Genomic DNA, 17,004 nt, shown 5'->3' with positions numbered 1-17,004 from the left:
ACGCAGGAGGAGGTGGGCGCGATGACCGTCATGCCGGCGCCTGAGAGGCCGCGCATCCAGGTCGGGACCTCCGTCGCCGCGCCACCGAGACGATCGCACCGGTGGAGGTGGTGGGTCGCCGCGGTCCTCGGCCTCGTGCTCGCCGGGCACGTCGCCGGCGGCTGGTACTTCTCCGGCCGCATCGACAGCGATGTGCTCGCGGTCACCCCGGGCACGATGACGCCGGCGTTCGACGACGCGCAGGTCGTGTCGCTCGTCGGGGACCGCATCACGTTGCGGCGCGGAGCCGACGCCGCCGCCAACTTCGAGGCGCCGGCCTCCTACGGGCTGTCATGGGCGGGAGGCACCGGCCACGCCGGGCCGGCCGTCGTCAACCCGGACGGGACCGTGACCCGCCCGCTCGACCTCGTGACCGGGGTGGCTCCCAAGGCGGGGCAGGGTGCCGCCATCGAGCGGGCCTACTACTTCGGGGACCCGGCGAAGGCACTCGGACTGAAGACCCGGACCGTCACCATCGCGGGCGCGCCCGCCTGGTACGTGCCGGCCGCCAGGTCCTCAGTCAGAACCGTGGCGATCTTCGTGCACGGGCGGAACGGCACCCGGATGGACGGGCTCCGTTTCGTCGAGGCGGCGCACCGTGCGGGGCTGCCGGCGCTCGTCATCAGCTACCGCAACGACGAAGGGGCACCGGCCGACCCCTCGGGACGCCTCCAGTACGGCGTCACCGAGTGGAGGGACCTCGATGCCGCCGTCGCCTGGGCCCAGAAACAGGGCCTGAGACGGGTCGTGCTCGCGGGGCAGTCGATGGGTGGCGCGGTCGTCGCGGCGTTCCTGGAGCACTCGTCGCGTGGGAGCGCCGTCGCCGCGGTCTTCCTCGACTGCCCCATGCTGTCCCTCTCGCAGATGGTGACCAACGGCGCCTCGTCGGCCCTTCCCGGGGGTCTGGCGGTGCCCGGAAGCGTCGTCTGGGTGGCAGAGCAGATCGCCGGAGTGCGCTACGGAGTCGACTGGGGCGCGGTCGACTACCTCGACGACACGAGCTGGCTCAGGGTCCCGACGCTCGTGACCCACGGGACCGCCGACCCGACCGTGCCCGTCACGACGTCGGAGCAGCTGCGCGACGCGAAACCGAAGCTCGTCAAGCTCGTGGAGTTCCCCAGGGCGCTGCACGCCGAGTCGTGGAACTTCGACATGTACCGCTGGGACGGTGCCGTCGTGACGTTCCTCAGGCCCCTGGCCCGCTGACCGGGTCGCGCGGCCGGATCGTCGGGGACCGGCCCCCATTGCGGTGACGTCCCCGGGCGGCGAGGATGCCGACACCGCGTGACCGGCCGGTCGCTCGGGAGGATCAGGGGAAGGACAGGGGTATGCGCATTCGTGCTGCGCTCGTACGGCTGCTCGCGGTCGTCGGGCTCGTCGCACCCATGGGGGTCGTCGCGGCCACCACGTCGACGGCGGCGGTGACGTGTCCGCCGAGGTTGGGACTGTCATGGTTCACCGACAACTTCGACGTGGGGACGACGATCCCCTACACGAACACCGACTACGTCTCACAGGGTGTGGCCTACTGGCCGGCCAAGGACTGGATCATCACCTCGCTCAGCGACGACACATGGCTTCCCGGCCGCAACATGCTGGCCGTCAAGAACCGCTCGACGGGCACGCTCGTCAAGCGCGTCTTCGTGCAGTACTCCAGCGGTGCCGAGATCAAGGGCCACATGGGCGGTGTCTCCGTCGCAGGTGGCAGTCTGCTGCTCTCGACGAGCTCGGGCGACAAGAACCTCTTCCGCTTCTCGCTGCGAGCGCTCGAGCTGGCTCCGCACAACACGGCCCTCAAGACCAACGGCTCGTATGCCGTCAAGGCGAGCTCCTACAACACCGCTGCCGGCGGCTACCTCTACGTCGGCAGCTTCAACGACGCGCTGACCGGCTCGTCGACGATGTGGCGCTACCCGCTGACCTCGTCGCAGGCACCGACCGGCACACCGGTGGCGATCAGCACGCCGACCCGGGTCCAGGGCGCCGTCGTCGCCGACGGGCACTACATCTTCAGCACGTCCTACGGCCGGAACTGCTACAGCCAGCTGAAGTTCAAGAAGATCAGCACCGGCCGCTACGGCCGGTCCATCGAGATCCCGCCGATGAGCGAGGGCATCGTCAACGTGCCCCGCGGCGCCTCGGGGCCGGCCAGCGACTGGGTCTACGTCAACTTCGAGTCGGGCTCTGACCAGTACAAGGACGCAACCATGCGCCAGTTCCGGTTCCAGCACGCCTACCTCACGTCACTGACCCCGTGACGAGGGTCGGCTGAGACGCGCATCGGGCCCACGGCAAGCGCCGTGGGCCCGATGTCGTTGCGGTGCAAGCTCCCCCGAGCAGTGATGCGGTCGATCAGTAGTTGCCGGCCATCCAGGTGATGTCCTGGCCGGACGGCCGCGTCATGGCCGTGTAGGAGCTCGTCGCGGCATACATGACGCTCTTGAGCGAGCTGGAGTGCGGCAGCCCGCCGCAGTGGCCGAGCTCGTGGATGGCCATGTGCTCCGAGTAGAGCTCGTTGGCGAACGCCGGGCCGAGCTTGACCGTGCAGCCGGTGATGACGCTGCCGCTGCTGACGAGGGTGGCCTCACCGATGGCCCCGCTGAGCGGCTGCTCGGGAAGGACCTTGATGTTGGCCTTCGTGGAGTCGGTCGTCATGCTGACATTCCAGCCGGACTTGCGCCATTCCGAGACTGCCTCGGCGACCTTGAACTTCGTGTTGGTGCCCGTTGCGTCGTAGACCAGGGCCGGGGTGGCCCAGTGGCCCCAGTACGCGGGGTTGATCGTGGGGGCCGGCTTGGCTGCCTGCGAGGGGGCGGCCGCGCCGACGGCGAGTCCGATCGCTGCCAGGACGACGAAGATGATCCGCTTCATGTGCCTTCTCCTGCTGTGGGGGATGTGCTGGGGGCTCAGGACTGGGTTGGCTCCATGCGGTGTGTGTTCGGACAGACGCCGAGACCACCCGTGGGTGAGTGGTCTCGAGGGGGTATTGGCGCTGTTTGTCCAAATTAACGATTTCGTGGGGCTATGAGGCTTATTTGACGATCTCTTGACCTTTGCCGACCGACTGCTGGGACAAACTCCCTGCTGGGACTCAGCCAACGGGTCGGAACGGGGTACGCCGAAGGCCCGCCCCGGGGTTCGGGGCGGGCCTTCGGTCGTCAGGGTGTCAGCAGTACTTCGCGGTGCCCGCGCCCTTCCACGTGCACGTGTCGACCGTCGTGCCCGAGGCGTTCTTGAGGTAGGCCGTGTCGCCCGTGTTGTTCCAGACGTACCAGGACTTGTTGTAGTAGCGGTGCGCCGAGGTCGCGGACCCGCGGCCGGTGTGCACCGTGACGGAAGCGCCCGCCTTGAGGGTGAAGCTCGGGAACCGGTAGGTGTAGCCGGTCTTGTCGCGCAGGGTCCAGCCGGTCAGCACCCGGTTGCTGCGGGTGGTGTTCTTGATGACGACGTACTCGGCGTTGAGGCTGGCGTTGCTGCCGGTGTCAGAGCCCGGCGAGTCGTACTGCACCTTGTAGATCATGATCGCGGGCAGCGCCTGCGCGGAGCTCGCTGCTGCGATCGGGGCGGCGACGGCGAGGCCGAGACCGGTGGCGGCCACGAGGGCCTTGGTGATGAACGTGCGCATGTCTACCTGTCTGTCGTCGCGACCCCCTCGGCCGCGGCACGTGCGGATGGCGCCGCCCGTCGGACGGCGCCATCACTCCCTGGCTCGACGCTCGCGCCGCCAGGCCTTGGACGTGCTGGGCGGCGCGGGCGTCTGCCCCGGACGTTAGTGCGGGTTCGACAGGCGTGACCGTTTTGCGCGATCTGTACGGATTGCTCACGCCAAGGGCGCGCGCGCCCGCGACGTCACGGTGATCGTGACGCTGCCACCCAGCGACTCGAGCACCCAGCCACTCATCGGGAGAGTGGCCGTGCCGCGGACCGTGACCACCGCGGTCGCGCCGTCGCTGGTGCCGGTGTCGGGGACGACGGACCATGACGTGATGCCGGGCGGCATCGGCGTGCGGGCGAGGTGAGCGTCGGCGGCTCCCGCAACCGACTCGTCGGTCAGGGCGAGCTGGTCGAGGACGCCGCCCTCGTAGGCCGCCCGCTCGTCGAGGGCGTCAGCGGCGTCGAGGGCGGCCGAGTCGGCCGCGTCGAGGAGCCGCATCCGGGCCAGCTGCGCGGCCGTGACATCGATTGCCCCGAGGATGAGCACGGTGGCCAGCACGAAGAGGCCGAGGGCGAGCACCCCGATCTGGCCCTGGTCGCCCTCCCGTCGCGGCCCGGGACGAGATCCTAGCCACCCGGAGGACGCCCGTGCGAGCTCGACGAGCCGCACGGCATACGCCCTCGTCCGCTCCCAGATCCTCGCGCCGGACATGACGCCGGTCATCGCGCCACGAACCGGTCGACGGAGGCCACGTGGGTCGACGAGATCGTCACGGAGGCAGGCACGTGGGCTGCGATGAAGTCGGGCACGAGTGGCAGCCGGACCGCGATGCTCGCCGTGGAGGTCACAGACCCGTCGGGCCGCAGGCAGGGTGAGCCGTCGCAGCGCAGCGAGATCTCGGCGCCGTCGTCGAACGAGAAGTCGGTGAAGGCCAGAGCTGCTGCTGCCCGGGCGCGGGCGTGCCCGGCGTCGTCCGACGCGGCCGTGACGAACGCGCGCCCGGCCTCGCGCCCAGCCAGGGAGGCGGAGAAGGAGGCGGCTTGCAGGCGTGCCGCGGTCAGCACGAGGTACGTGAGCGGGAGCAGGAGCAGGATGCCGAGGAAGATGAACTCGAGGATCGCGCGGCCCTCGTCACAGGACCTCTCGCCCGCAGGGCCTGCTCCGGTTCGACGAGCGGTGGCACGGACGAGGACGTCCCGTGGCCGGATCATCGGCTCGCTCCGGAGACGACCTGCTCCTCGCTGAAGGCGCGACCCGACACGGTGAGCGCGCCGGACGGGCCGATCGGACCGATGACCGGCAGGGGCGCGATGACACGCACCTCGACCACGCGCACACCCGAGGCCGTCACGGAACGCGCGGCGCGGACGTCCTGCGCGAACGACGCGCTCAGTGACGACGTGATGAGCGCCTGCGTGCGAGTCACCCCGTCAGTCGGCAGCGCGTCGGCCCGCGCCCCGTAGCGAGCGCCCTCGGACGCGGCCGAGATCAAGGTATTGCGGACGTAGAGCGCGAGCCCGAGCTGGAAGACCCCCATCGCGACGAAGAGCAGGAGCGCGGCAACCATGACGAACTCCGCCACGGCAGAACCGCCCTCGCTGCGGACACCAACGCACCGATCGAGCTGGTCGCCGCGAGTAGCACCGGATGGGCCCCGAGGGTTTCGGCGCCTCGAGTCCGACCGGTGCCGCAGCCGCGCGAGAGCTGGACCGGGGCGCGGGACTGCCGCGAGACCCCGAGGCCTCACGGGCCCTTGACGTCCGAGATGGCGTCGCTGAAGAGCTGGCCGAACTGCGGACCCGCGATGGCCCACAGCGCCGTGACGAGTCCCGCCGTCATGATGGTGATGAGCACCCAGCCGGGGACGTCGCCGCGATCCCGCGGACCGGCGATGCGCCGGGACATGGCGGACGTGAGTGCCGCTCGTGCGCGGGACTGCCTGGTGATGAAGCGGTTCATTCTCTTTCTCCCTGTGTGGTGGTGCGGTGGCAAGACACCCGGGGGCCGGCTGTCAGAGCTTGAGGTGGAGGAAGCTGAGCCCGGGGTAGAGCGCGAAGAGCACGGTCACCGGCAGGGTCAGGAAGACGATGGGGAGTATGTTTGTCTAGACCTTCTCCTTGTGGAGCGTGCGCGATGACCCTGCCAGCCGGCATCTACGTCCGGATCTCTCGCGACTCCGAGGGGCTGGGCCTGGGGGTCAAACGTCAGCTCGCCGACTGCGAGCGGCTGGTCAAGCAGCTGGGCTGGGCAGTCGCGGGCGTCTACGAGGACAACGACGTGAGCGCCACCCGTGGCAAGCCCCGGCCGGCCTACGAACGCATGATGCGAGACGTCGGTCAGGGCGTCATCAAGGCGGTCGTCGTGTGGGATGTCGACCGACTCACCCGCAGCCCAAGGGAGCTCGAGGACGTCATCGACCATGCCGACCGGCTCGGGCTCAAGTTCGCCTCCGTCGGCGGTGACATCGACCTGGCCACCGAACAGGGCCGCATGATGGCCAGGATGAAGGGAACGGTCGCCCGGTACGAAGTCGAACAGCAGCGCCGCCGGCTCAAGTCCAAGCACCGAGAGCTCGCAGCCAACGGCACTCACATCGGCAAGCGTCCCTACGGCTGGGACTTCCGCCCCGACCGGACGCTGGCGATCAACCCGGAAGAAGCAGCGATAGTCCGCGAGTGCGTCGACCGCGTCCTCTCCGGCCAAGGGCTATGGAGGGTCTGCAACGACCTGAACCGTCGCAGCATCCCCACCAGCACCGGAAAGCCTTGGCAGACCGTCGTCCTGCGACAGATGCTGCTGCGCTGGCGCAACTGCGGGGTACGCACCCACCTGGGCAAGGAGGTCGGGCCCGGGCAGTGGGACCCCATCATTGACCGACCGACCCACGAACGCGTGGTGGCCCTGCTCACCGACCCGGGCCGGCGAAGCAACAACCGCGGCACCGAACCCAAGTACCTGCTCACCTCGATCGCCCACTGCGGCGTCTGCGGCGCTCCCCTGGTCGGCACCAACGAGTACACCTACGTGCTCCAGAACGGACGCACCCGCGTCTACCCCCACAGCTACACCTGCGCCCACGCCGGATGCATGAAGGTCCGCCGCCGCATGGCCGACGTCGACCAACTCATCACCGAGGTGGTCCTGGGCGTTCTCAAGCGCGACGGAGTCCGGCTCCTCGGCGGAGACCCCGGCGCCGCTACCCACGCCCGAGACCGCATCGCCGCTCTCGAGGCCAAGCTCGCCCTCGCCGCCGACCAGTTCGCCGACGACACCATCACCGGCGACCAACTCCGCCGCATCTCCGAGGGCCTCAAGCCTCAGCTCACCGAAGAACGCGCCCGGCTGGCCGCCGCCCAACCCAACCCCGAACTGGCCGGCTTCACCGGCACGACGGTCGACGACGCCTGGAACGCCGCTGACGTCGAAACCCGCAAACGCGTCATCCGGCTTCTTGGCATGCGCATCACCATCAAACCCATCGGCTCCGGAAACGGGAACGCCTTCAACCCGGAATCGGTCGGGATCGACTGGCCAACCGCACTGCAGGCGTGACGCCTGCGGCAACCGCGGAACTCGGTGGCGGCGAGCAAGGAACATCACATAGATACCCTCGCCCCGGGTAAGTCGCCGGCCGTTCGCAATGGCAGCACGGACGACGACGCGACGAGCCAGCTGGCAAGGCTCGTCGCGTCCGGGCGAGCAATCGCGAATCTTGTGTGAAGGCTGTCCCGTCGCTCGAGCGAAGGATCGACGCGATCCAGACCAGTGGTGCGCCAGCATGCCCTCAATCGCGTCGCTCACCCTGACCCACCGCCCCGTACCAACAAACCGCGCCTGCAGCGTGGCGAGTGTCGACTTGCCGCTCAGCTGCTCGACAGCCCTGAAGTCCCCGCCGTCGATCATTGAACGCTGCGTGCCCGTCGTTCAGGACGATGGGATCGGCGGCGGTCTTCGGCAGGAGGGTGGTGATGGGAGGGATTCGGCTGGCCAGCTCATGCAGACTCGTCGTCGATGGCGACCACAGTGTCGAACAGTCCGTAGTGCGTCAGGCCCTCGTGCGAGTCGATACCCGTGTAAGCGAGGCTGGCGTCCTCGTAACGACGGAAGTTGAATACCGCGTCGTTCATGTGGGCGCTATTAAAGACGTTGAGGCTAACCAGCAAGTCGAAGTCGCCAACCGTCAGGCCGGTGACGGTGCGGAACAGCTCCGGCTCCAACTGCGTGATGACGTCCTTCAGAGTGTTTTCACGGAAGTCGGTGAGGTACATGAAGGCTGGGATACGAGTGGCGAACTTGATGAGTTTCTCCTGCACCAACTTCCGCTTCGACTTGTACTCCTTCTCCTCCTCGGAAAGTTCCTTCTTCTCTTTAGGAGTTAGGTCGCCATTCTTCTGCTTCTCTTTCAGGCCTTTGATCTTCTCTGCCTTCGAGATGATCGTCTCTATGATGTTGTCACCGAGCGCCCGGAAGCCCTCGATTCGCTGGACGGCAGCCATCGCTTCGGCGCTGTCTAGGACTTTGCGAAGAGTGTCGTTGTCGACGTTGACCAGGACCGCGGATTCCCATTTGCGGGCAAGTAACGTTGCGGAGGTGCCCGCCATTGCGATGTCAAGGACGCCACCAGCATCGATCTGCGTCATGTGAGAGCCATCGTAGGCGAGCACGGGCAAGAACGACATGAGGTCGGCAACGGCCCTCTCGGGGTTGGACTCATACGGCGACAAGCCAATGCCGTACTCACTCAGCTGACGAAGCGCCCGAGTCGGCGCGAAGTCGAAGACGTAGCAAACCGGCTTCCAGATGAGTTCCTCGCCCAGTTTGTCACCGTTGGGGTTCTTAATCGACCAAGGTGACTGCACGCGGAAGGCGGCTTGGAAGTAAGTTTCCGGACTCTTCAGGTTGCGCAACATCAGGATCGCCGACCACTGGGGGATGGTGACACCGGTGGTTAGTTTGCCAACCGTGAGCGTTATGGTCTTGGTGTCGAAGCCGCCAGCGATGGCAGCTCTTACCGGCGGCAGCGCATCGAGGCCGACTCCTATGGTGGGCGCCGACAAGTTGACGACCCTGTAGTCGTGCCAGAAGACGTTCTGCTTCTCGGCCAGTAGGTTCGCCATCGCGTCACACGACGAGCGACGGGGAAGCGACCATAGCGAGTGGTTCAGGTATGGCAGAAGACGCACGTCGGAATAAGGAAAGGGCGGCTTAGTGCCCTTCTTCAGTTCGGATTCGATCTGGCCCGAGTGCTGTCCACGGATGATGTTCAGCCACTTCTGGACCTCGTCCTTGTACTTGAACTGAGCGTCCGAACCCGTGCCTTCGGCGGTGAAGAACTCATTGAGGTCAAACTCGTCGAATTCTCCGGCTGAAGCAACGGCGAGGATCTCATCGGGCATCTTGTAAGTCAGCAGGCGCATCTGCGGCAACGCGCCGTAGGGGTTCCACTCGTTGGGCTTCGTCGCCGCAAACTCGGCACGCGCGCGCTGCTCGTCTGTGTAGGTCCAGTTAAAGATTTGCTCTTCGATGAAGTCACCACTGGCCAGAGCCCTGAACGGTGTGCCAGACAGGTACAGGTACGCCCGAGTGGTGATCGGCAGGAAGTCGTCCTCGTCAAGATCGACGTCAAGATCATCGTTGACCTCGGCAAGACCCTCGGCGTACTCCACCTTCATCGCCTTCTTGACAACAACGTCGTCCTCACCTTCGAACAGTTCCTTCGCAGTGTCGCGCCAAGCACCGAAGTGGTACTCATCGAAGATGACAAGGTCCCAGTTCGTGGTGTGCACCCATTCGTTCCTGAACTTGATGCCGCCCGACTTCTCCTTTCCGAGCAAGTCCTGGAACGAGCCGAAATAGACGATGGGCCTCGCCTGGTCCAGCTGGACGACGTCGGTGCCGGATGCCTTGGAGGCGTACTGCCAGCTGTCGAAGTCGACGTGGGACTCCAGATCGGTCCTCCATGCGTCCTCCACCGCAGGCTTGAACGTGACGACCAAGACCTTCTTTGCTCTCAGTTCGCGTGCCAACTGGTACGAGGCGAAGGTCTTGCCGAAGCGCATCTTGGCGTTCCAGAGAAATCGAGGCACCGCCTTGGCATCCTCGTCCCAGCGGGATCGGTAGTAGTTGGCCGTCTCCGCTACGGCGAGCTTCTGCTCCTTCCGCATCTCGAAAGTCTCGTGATGCGAGCCGGTCAGGCGCAGGCCTTTCTGCATCTCGACAACGGCGGACTTCACATCCGCAGGGGTGCAGCGCATCCATTCGCGCGAAGAGCCAATCTTGACGTTTTCGAAGCCCTTATCGACGAGCCGCTGACGCACGTGGTTGTCGCGAAAGACGGTCCCGTCCTGCCGCTCGGCAGGTTCGTCAACGTGCAGTGTGTAAGTCTGCTGCATCTGCCCCTGCGACTGCTTGATACGAGCGTTGACGTCGGTCTGGGCCGTCTGGCCGACCTTGATGAGACCGACGTAGTCGGCGGGGGGGTCATTCGGGGTCCAGGCGTAGATGCGAAGACGTTGTTCGGGCTTGGGTACGAGAACCTCCTCGACAGTCGGCTTCTCCACGCTCAAGCCACCTCCATCGGTCGGATCGTCGACTCGATCAGTGCTATCTCTGCGTCATCGAGGCCGTACCTGTCGTACAAGTCCTTGTCCGTCCAAATGCGATCCCAACTCTGGATTGGCACCCACGAATAGGTAGAATGAGTGGCGTGCTGTGTGATCTTCCGGAGTGACACAAGGAACCGAAAGAAGCGGGTCGAATAATAGGAACGCAAGCTCTTTGCTTCGTCTTCGGAGTCCAAATAGAAGAAGAGGAAGGACTGAGTGCACACAGAGGGCGACGGTGCGATCATCGATGGCCCTAGCACCATGTCCACGCCCGACTTCTCGCGCTCTCTCCCCGACCCGACGGCGGGGACAAGGACCTTCCAGGTGTCGATCAAGTGGGCACTCTTCGTTACCTCACTACGGGCGATGTATCCGTGCCCCCGCCTGACAGAGCGGATGTAGTAAAGCGGAACATCCCCCGGCTTCTCTTGGTGGTGAAATCCATCGAAGTTGGAGGTCCAACCGAATTCTTTGTCTCGCGCCAGAATCGTGTTGACAGAAGGTTCGCTGAACTTCATCACCTTGCGCAGGATCTGCAAGGCTCGCGCGTCTCGGACGAGTACGTCGAACTCGCCCAATGACCGCAAAGTTGGACCGATGACTTCGCCGTTGCGGATCATTGTGACATTGCAGTCGCCGTCGTAAGTCGAGTCCCAGGCGAAATAGCACACTCCCCCGTTGATGCCGACCGACGGGAAGGCCTCCGCCGCATTTGGAAAATCCACCAGTTGCCGGATCCGCCGGTCTGCCAGCATCGTCTTCCGAAACTCGTTGAGACCGAGCCCCCCAGCCATCCATCTCGAGGGAATGACCATCACCAGGAGTCGTGGCTCGAGTTTCTTGGCTTGCTCTACGAAGTGCTGGTAGATCGGAACATCCCGCGTGCCACCGTTCGATTGCAGCTGGTACGGGGGGTTGCCGACGATGACGTCGAACTTCATCTCATCTCCAAAGAACTCCGCGATGCGCGTAGTGATGTCACTTGTATGCGTGAATGCATAGGCATGGGTTTCGGCATCTGCTCCGCGGTCGAGGGTCGACTGAGGTGACCCGCAGTAACTGCACCTGCCGTTGGTGTAGCGCTTGACCTGATTACCACCTTTGTCGGCGGTGTAGACCCACTCGGTGCCGCCCACCCACGTGTGCTCAGTCCGCTGGAACCAAATGTTGCCGTCCGGGTCATGGAACGACTTCGCGATGGAGTGCTCACCGGTCGCATCTTTGGAGCAATAAAGGCTCCGTCGAGCAAGGTAGGAGCAGATTTCGGTGATGGCGATGCCGAAGACCTGCTTGGTGAGGATGTGGTCGACGCGGGCTTCCAGGTCAGGAATCTCCTTGGCCAACCCATCGACGAGGCGCTTCGTTATTTCGCGAAGGAATACCCCGGACTTGGTGAACGGGTCGAGGAACGTAACCGTCGGGTCCGCCCAGATATTGGCGCCACTGTTGGCGGCCGCCCACCCATCGGCCAGCGTTTCGAGCATCTGATTGGCGATCTCCGGAGGCGTGAAAACCTCATCATTCGACAGATTCGCAATGCACGAAAGAACGTCGGGGTTACGAGTCCGCATCGCGTAGGCGGCCTTGGATTCGCTCATCGTGCCAACTCCTTGATCGTGGCGGGCTTGTAGACCTTTAGTGGCGTGAAGATCTCGTGCTTGCCAGAATCTGCGAAGCGACTGTCCGTGACCCGGAACGCGGCGCGCTGAGTCATCGACTCGAAGCGAAAGTCACGGCGCTGGTAGCGACCGCGGCCGAGGTAGGACCATTCGGCGAAGATAATTGGGTCCCCGAGGGGCGTCCTCATCGTCAGGGCGTCGGCATGGACGATATTCACGCCGAGAACATAGGACGCGGCACGGTAGAGATCATCGGAATCACGAAGTTCGAGGTACTCAGAGAAGGGGATCAGGACCTTCTCCCGACACTCAGCGATGTTGTCTTCAAGAAGTTCTATACCGTAGGTGCACATCAGGGCATGCAGTGACTGGTGGCGCTTCTCGAAGTTGGATTTGCCGTACCGACGCTCAACCGCGGCCAACTTGCGGATGAGCACCTGGACGAGAAAGTTGCCAGAGCCGCAAGCGGGCTCCAAAAAGCGAGAGTCGATTCGCTCAGTCTCACCTTTTACTAGATCGAGCATGTCGTCTACCAGCCACGTCGGCGTAAAGACCTCACCGTGGTCGGCGACGCGCTTCCTCGACTTGACAAGTGACTCCGGGAGTGCCGGGGCGCCACCGGTCACGACGTCTTGCCCTACCTTCACATTCCTACCCTTGCTGCGTATCGGCCGCTGGTCGCGCCCTGCCCATAGTCTCTCGTTGCCGTCGGACGCTTCGCGGCCCGCCCACCGTGTTGTGACCGAAGTCTTGGCTATTCTGCCGCGACTCAGCCGTCGACCCGGGCACTACGAGTCGACTCCTCTGGTGCCGCCCGTCCCAAGGCTTGACTGGCCGTCGCACCTAGTTGACGAAGCCACCTCCGAGCCCCTGCCGAACGCAGCGAGTTGGCGGAACTGAATCGTACTGGGTTGGTTGAAGTCCCGGGCGCGGGCAGACAGGGCAACGCAAGACATGCCAACGGGCGGAGGCTAGCGCCGGAGAGCATCGCGGTCAGCCCAGGGCATGTTGCCGATGAACAGCTTCAGGCAGCACTCGCTCGCGGGGACAGGCGCGCCCAGGAACGGGCAGCATGAGGCTGTACCCGAGGTCAGCGCCGAAGTTCCACACGCTCAAAGCTAGCCTCACGGTTCCACGGTGCTCCGCAACCGCGCAGCCAAGTGCAGCACCGGGCGGCCCGCGTCGATCACCTGCACATCCACCGGTCCTTCAACAGGGGTCGCCGCCGCAGGCCAAGCGCCACCGAGGCCCCGGCCGCGAACAGGGAGCAGGCCGACCCATCCCAGAACGGGCACCCGTGACTGCCGAGATGAACGCGTGCAAGCACCAACTTGCCGAAGTTGGGGCGGATCCCGCACTCGGCGCCCTCGCTCAGCGCCGGGGTCTCATACCCGCGGGCTGAGGCGGCGACACGATCGCGGCGCGATGCTGTCACAACGTACAGAGACATTGTCCGAGAGCAGGCGCGCAGGATGAAGGCATTCGTTGTGGTGCGTGGTGAAGTGGATGAGCGCGACATCTGGCCCTTTCGCGTCCGAACAGGATCGCGAGGGAGTGGTAACGACGTTGACGGTCCACGCCCATGACTCCCGTGAGCTCGTCGGGGAACTTTTGGCCCTGACCCGATTGCGGCTCGAAGTCGTTTCGATGCGGGTCATCACCGACCCGTCGGGCAGTGTCATCACCCCCGGAACCCAAGGCATGAAACACGGAGCGGCCAGATCCCGAGCACCTCGCGATCCTCGGCTCACAAGATCCGCGTGCGAGGAGCCCACCTCGCCGGACGCCTGGACTTTTCATCCAACCCAAGCAGACGGCAACGCGCCTTAACAGCGCGGACCTCCCTGGCAGCTTCGACGTAGCCTGCCGGCGTGTCGTCGGCTCGGTGGCATAAGCCGCTAACGAGCGTAGGCGGCGGTCGCATCCGCGGGAGGTTCGCCACGTTCAATCCCGAGTGGCACTCGGTCGGCGTGCGCAAACACGCTTCACGGCGGCGGAACCAGGTCCGCGGAGCACCGAAGAAGAGGGCCAGCGCAGGACGGCGTGAGCGCGGCCCGGGGTGATCTTCGAGATCGAAGCCAGCATGAGCGCCTGCCTTCGGCAGCACTTCGTTGAAGAACGCCTCCTGCGCCTTCTCCAGCCCTGTTGGGTCCTCGGCCGTGTCACGGGCATAGCCGAGAACAAGTCTTCCGTGCTGTTGGGGACACCACCTGTCTGCTTCGATGCCGCCCACGGCGTCAGTAGCCGCTCCGACGGCGCTCCCACAGGAAACGCCTCGGCCTCTACTCATTTGGCGACGCACCACGTCCGAGCTGCGATGCGTGCCCGCCTCGAGGACGGGTGGCGTCAGCGGATGTGTGGAAGATGCCTCGAGCGGCGGGCAGCGGAGAACGTCTAGCCAAGAACTTGCGTGCGTTGGTGCACTGCGCATGGGGAGCCAGCACTACCGGAGTTGCTCGCGAAGCGCTTTGGCATTGGGGCGGCGGTAGTCGTCATGCCAGCTTGAGATCGGGGCGGTATTCCACCCGATAGCCAAGGCCGCGCAGATCCTCGGCGATTGCCTCCGCGTCCGACCACTGGAGATCCATAGCGGGTCCGTTCAACACTGAGTCGAAAGCCTGGCCGTACTTCTCGCGCACCACACGGGGCAGGGCGTCGCGCATTTTCGCGGCGAGCCACTGGGGGTAGTCACCGTCGGAGTAACCGGGGAGACGGTCAGCCTCGAACGGCCCCTCCGTAGGCATCTCGTTGTCTTGGCTCTCCATAATCGCTGCCCACTCGGTCGCGGGCATCATCTTAATGAATCCCTCCCACGTCGCCGCTGTCTTGATGGCGTTCCAGATGGCGCTGACAGCCTCGGCCTCAGGGCGACTGGCAAAGACCACGAGTTCGTCTGACATGAGGGAACGGTTGTACACAAGGTCCATGCGAGGCATCGTGCCAGCGTCCGGTGACAGTCGCTGGTATCGGCGTCATGCCTGAGCAGAGATACTTGACTGCGACCGCGACCCGGTCCTCCTCAGGGCAGGACAGGTGACCGCCCGCCGCCTCCCCGACGTCGCTCTTCGACCGGATGTCTGTTGACGACAGCGAGGACACCGGCGTCAGCGACTTTCAGTCGGCCCGCGTGCTGGCCAATGCTTCGCGGGTGTTCCTGAACCGAAGTTGCGACACCCGCGCTCGCCTCCGAGTTGGTGTGTCATGACCTCAGTACGCTCCCCCTGATCCGATCAGCGTGAGTCGGCCTGACGAGCCAGGCCTATTGAGTCAGGGGTAATTCTCGGTGTCCGACCCGACCGCTTTCCTGCGCGAGAAGACGTGGCAGGTGGAACCAGGATGGTGGGAGGTCCACCCGGACGGGTTCTCGCACTGGCCGTTTCGTCTGCGTCAGCGCATAGCTCATGAGGAACTGGACGACGGCTTCGTTCGGTGGTCGGCGACCACGGACGTCATCCGTGACGTACGGGATCTCGACCAGGCACTGTCGCTATGCCATGCGCTGAACCGTCACACGGCTGGCTGGTCGTATGTCGTCAATGAGCAGTCGCGCACGGTCGAGGGCATCGCCACCGCCGTGATCCAGCCGGAGTGGGACCAGCCCTACGCACGGTGGGTGAGCGCTGCCACCGTTGCCTTCTGGCACGCGGACACCATCGCGGACGCCTTCGCAGGCGCCGTCGGCGGCACGGTGAACTCTTCCCACCCGCTAGGGGCGTCGGGCATCCGAGCCGAACCAGACGGCATGTTCCACCTGGTCCGCAGCGAACGAGGCCGACCCGAATGGGCCTTCGACCTCACCCCGGCACGCGTCGACCTGATGGCTTTGGGTTCACAGGTGGAAGCGTGGATCGGAGCTAAGGGTGGGGACTCCTCAACCGAGCAGCAAGTGTGCGTTGACGGCATCGACCACGAACTCCTCTCTGCCTCGGCCGCAGCAGGCACAGCGCCTCGAAAGGTGCCGCCGAACGCCCGGTACCGGGTGACCGGCCAATTCCGAGACCGCGAGCCGTTCGGGCTGGGGTTCCTCGCTCGAATCCGCTTTCCTCTTCTCGGCGGCCGAACGGTCCCAGACGCCTGGCTAGCCAATCAGCTCGCACTGGACCTCGCCGCTCAGTGGTCACTGAGCGGCGCCTGGACTGTGTCCGAAGAAGCGGTCCAGTACGAGATCTTCGTCCCCTCCTTCACGTTGCGAACGATGACCAACAGCTCACCAGATCAGAGTCTTCAGAGCGTGCTGCACAACGTCGTCGCCGGATTGAGCGCGGCGATGGCCGTCGCCGACTCCGCCGGACAGGCCGGCCCCGCGCGCACCGAGACGCTCGACGATGCCGTGCTCCCGGACGTCGCCGCCGACCTCCTCGCCGTCTTTGAGCAGCCCGCCATGGAGGCAATGATGGGCGTGCCCAGCCCGACACCGGATCGGGCTGACCGCCGATGGCTCACCGCCCGAACGTTCGCCGAACTGTGTCTCTACGGGATCTTCAACCCCATAGGCCCGACGGTTGTATCTCTGAACCTTGTTGAGGTACCGGGCAGCGACGGAGAGTTCGCCGTCCTGCATCTGATGCGCCACCCGTTCCTGCCCGAGTACAAGGAACTGGGCCGAGTTCGCACCGAAGACGACGTCCGTGATCTCATCGGCTCCCAACTCGGCGATGAGCTCGGGTCGATGCCCGAGTTCCTACTCGTCCAAGCCCGCGACGGTATCGGTGAAGCGGTGGTTGACGGCCTGCGACGGGCCCTGTCACAGCATGCCGAATCGGTCGAGGAGGATCTGGCCGCCTCAGCCGCGGAGTACAACCGCTATGCCGGCCGCGCTTGGGACAGGCTAAACGGCACCCACCCCACCCCGCATAGCGAGGCCGGCCCGGCTGGCATGGACCCGTTCGAAGACTGGTTCAAGGCAGTCACCGACCTCGACCACGTCTACGGCACGCTGTTTTCCTTGCCGAGCGCGTGGGAGGGCGCCATCAACTTCCAACTTGAGCACGGCTCACTTGCACCCTTTGACATGGAGTAACAGGTCGGCGGGATATCAGGAAGACGTTTACGTCAGGTCAGGGACCAGCCGCACCACGGCCGGTCT

14 protein-coding genes are annotated in these 17,004 nt (G+C 65.1%); 4 read left to right on the top strand and 10 right to left on the bottom strand.

Annotated features, from left to right (window positions below):
- The first annotated feature begins 21 nt into the window (after nt 1-21).
- Together ABD831_RS21215 and ABD831_RS21210 are read left to right on the top strand one after the other, a co-directional pair.
- On the top strand, nt 22-1,245 hold the full coding sequence (locus tag ABD831_RS21215; RefSeq protein WP_344951755.1) for an alpha/beta hydrolase: 1,224 nt from the start codon (nt 22-24) through the stop codon (nt 1,243-1,245).
- 122 nt (nt 1,246-1,367) lie between these two features.
- Entirely contained in the window at nt 1,368-2,297 is a 930-nt protein-coding gene (locus tag ABD831_RS21210) for a hypothetical protein (RefSeq protein ID WP_344951752.1), read from the top strand.
- Nucleotides 2,298-2,391: 94 nt separating this feature from the next.
- Here ABD831_RS21210 and ABD831_RS21205 read toward each other — a convergent pair whose 3' ends face one another.
- The 6 genes from ABD831_RS21205 to ABD831_RS21180 all read right to left on the bottom strand — a co-directional run bounded on the left by ABD831_RS21205 (nt 2,392) and on the right by ABD831_RS21180 (nt 5,653).
- Nucleotides 2,392-2,910 (bottom strand): matrixin family metalloprotease, encoded by a 519-nt coding sequence (locus tag ABD831_RS21205; RefSeq protein WP_344951749.1) that lies wholly within the window; start codon nt 2,908-2,910, stop codon nt 2,392-2,394.
- A 295-nt stretch (nt 2,911-3,205) separates the two neighbouring features.
- Nucleotides 3,206-3,664 carry a lamin tail domain-containing protein gene (locus tag ABD831_RS21200; RefSeq protein ID WP_142179888.1) on the bottom strand — a complete coding sequence of 153 codons (459 nt, stop codon included), beginning with the start codon at nt 3,662-3,664 and terminating at the stop codon, nt 3,206-3,208.
- A gap of 195 nt (nt 3,665-3,859) precedes the next feature.
- Nucleotides 3,860-4,405 carry a pilus assembly protein TadG-related protein gene (locus tag ABD831_RS21195; protein ID WP_344951743.1) on the bottom strand — a complete coding sequence of 182 codons (546 nt, stop codon included), beginning with the start codon at nt 4,403-4,405 and terminating at the stop codon, nt 3,860-3,862.
- An 8-nt stretch (nt 4,406-4,413) separates the two neighbouring features.
- Nucleotides 4,414-4,905, bottom strand: coding sequence for a pilus assembly protein (locus ABD831_RS21190; RefSeq protein ID WP_344951740.1), 492 nt, complete (start codon nt 4,903-4,905; stop codon nt 4,414-4,416).
- Nucleotides 4,902-5,261 (bottom strand): TadE family protein, encoded by a 360-nt coding sequence (locus ABD831_RS21185; RefSeq protein ID WP_425582866.1) that lies wholly within the window; start codon nt 5,259-5,261, stop codon nt 4,902-4,904. Before ABD831_RS21185 ends, ABD831_RS21190 begins: the two co-directional genes overlap by 4 nt.
- 176 nt (nt 5,262-5,437) lie before the next feature.
- Nucleotides 5,438-5,653: a hypothetical protein gene (locus ABD831_RS21180; protein WP_344951734.1), complete on the bottom strand. Its 216-nt coding sequence runs from the start codon at nt 5,651-5,653 to the stop codon at nt 5,438-5,440.
- 174 nt (nt 5,654-5,827) lie between these two features.
- Between ABD831_RS21180 and ABD831_RS21175 the strand changes: the two genes are divergently transcribed.
- Nucleotides 5,828-7,246 carry a recombinase family protein gene (locus ABD831_RS21175; protein WP_344951731.1) on the top strand — a complete coding sequence of 473 codons (1,419 nt, stop codon included), beginning with the start codon at nt 5,828-5,830 and terminating at the stop codon, nt 7,244-7,246.
- A 440-nt stretch (nt 7,247-7,686) separates the two neighbouring features.
- Here ABD831_RS21175 and ABD831_RS21170 read toward each other — a convergent pair whose 3' ends face one another.
- The 4 genes from ABD831_RS21170 to ABD831_RS21155 all read right to left on the bottom strand — a co-directional run bounded on the left by ABD831_RS21170 (nt 7,687) and on the right by ABD831_RS21155 (nt 14,845).
- A complete protein-coding gene (locus ABD831_RS21170; protein ID WP_344951728.1) occupies nt 7,687-10,254 on the bottom strand; it encodes a DEAD/DEAH box helicase family protein in 2,568 nt (855 codons plus the stop codon).
- A gap of 2 nt (nt 10,255-10,256) precedes the next feature.
- Entirely contained in the window at nt 10,257-11,897 is a 1,641-nt protein-coding gene (locus ABD831_RS21165; protein WP_344951725.1) for an Eco57I restriction-modification methylase domain-containing protein, read from the bottom strand.
- Entirely contained in the window at nt 11,894-12,544 is a 651-nt protein-coding gene (locus ABD831_RS21160) for an N-6 DNA methylase (protein WP_344951722.1), read from the bottom strand. The genes ABD831_RS21165 and ABD831_RS21160 overlap by 4 nt, the downstream gene beginning before the upstream one ends.
- A 1,866-nt stretch (nt 12,545-14,410) precedes the next feature.
- Complete coding sequence (locus ABD831_RS21155; RefSeq protein ID WP_344951719.1) at nt 14,411-14,845, bottom strand: hypothetical protein; 435 nt, start codon at nt 14,843-14,845, stop codon at nt 14,411-14,413.
- A gap of 356 nt (nt 14,846-15,201) precedes the next feature.
- Between ABD831_RS21155 and ABD831_RS21150 the strand changes: the two genes are divergently transcribed.
- Nucleotides 15,202-16,938, top strand: coding sequence for a hypothetical protein (locus tag ABD831_RS21150; protein ID WP_344951716.1), 1,737 nt, complete (start codon nt 15,202-15,204; stop codon nt 16,936-16,938).
- The last annotated feature ends 66 nt before the right edge of the window (nt 16,939-17,004 follow it).

Origin of the sequence: Terrabacter ginsenosidimutans (genome assembly GCF_039539425.1) — a bacterium.
Lineage (GTDB): Bacteria > Actinomycetota > Actinomycetes > Actinomycetales > Dermatophilaceae > Terrabacter > Terrabacter ginsenosidimutans.
The sequence above is the reverse complement of the archived record's forward strand: the minus strand, read 5'-3'. Positions and strand labels throughout refer to the sequence as shown.

Bases quoted from the DNA above. Each gene is read 5' to 3' on its own strand.
- ABD831_RS21180 (WP_344951734.1), bottom strand. From the start codon at position 5,653: ATGAACCGCTTCATCACCAGGCAGTCCCGCGCACGAGCGGCACTCACG.
- ABD831_RS21195 (WP_344951743.1), bottom strand. From the start codon at position 4,405: ATGTCCGGCGCGAGGATCTGGGAGCGGACGAGGGCGTATGCCGTGCGG.
- ABD831_RS21155 (WP_344951719.1), bottom strand. From the start codon at position 14,845: ATGGACCTTGTGTACAACCGTTCCCTCATGTCAGACGAACTCGTGGTC.
- ABD831_RS21165 (WP_344951725.1), bottom strand. From the start codon at position 11,897: ATGAGCGAATCCAAGGCCGCCTACGCGATGCGGACTCGTAACCCCGAC.
- ABD831_RS21200 (WP_142179888.1), bottom strand. From the start codon at position 3,664: ATGCGCACGTTCATCACCAAGGCCCTCGTGGCCGCCACCGGTCTCGGC.
- ABD831_RS21205 (WP_344951749.1), bottom strand. From the start codon at position 2,910: ATGAAGCGGATCATCTTCGTCGTCCTGGCAGCGATCGGACTCGCCGTC.
- ABD831_RS21175 (WP_344951731.1), top strand. From the start codon at position 5,828: ATGACCCTGCCAGCCGGCATCTACGTCCGGATCTCTCGCGACTCCGAG.
- ABD831_RS21185 (WP_425582866.1), bottom strand. From the start codon at position 5,261: ATGGTTGCCGCGCTCCTGCTCTTCGTCGCGATGGGGGTCTTCCAGCTC.
- ABD831_RS21210 (WP_344951752.1), top strand. From the start codon at position 1,368: ATGCGCATTCGTGCTGCGCTCGTACGGCTGCTCGCGGTCGTCGGGCTC.
- ABD831_RS21190 (WP_344951740.1), bottom strand. From the start codon at position 4,905: ATGATCCGGCCACGGGACGTCCTCGTCCGTGCCACCGCTCGTCGAACC.
- ABD831_RS21215 (WP_344951755.1), top strand. From the start codon at position 22: ATGACCGTCATGCCGGCGCCTGAGAGGCCGCGCATCCAGGTCGGGACC.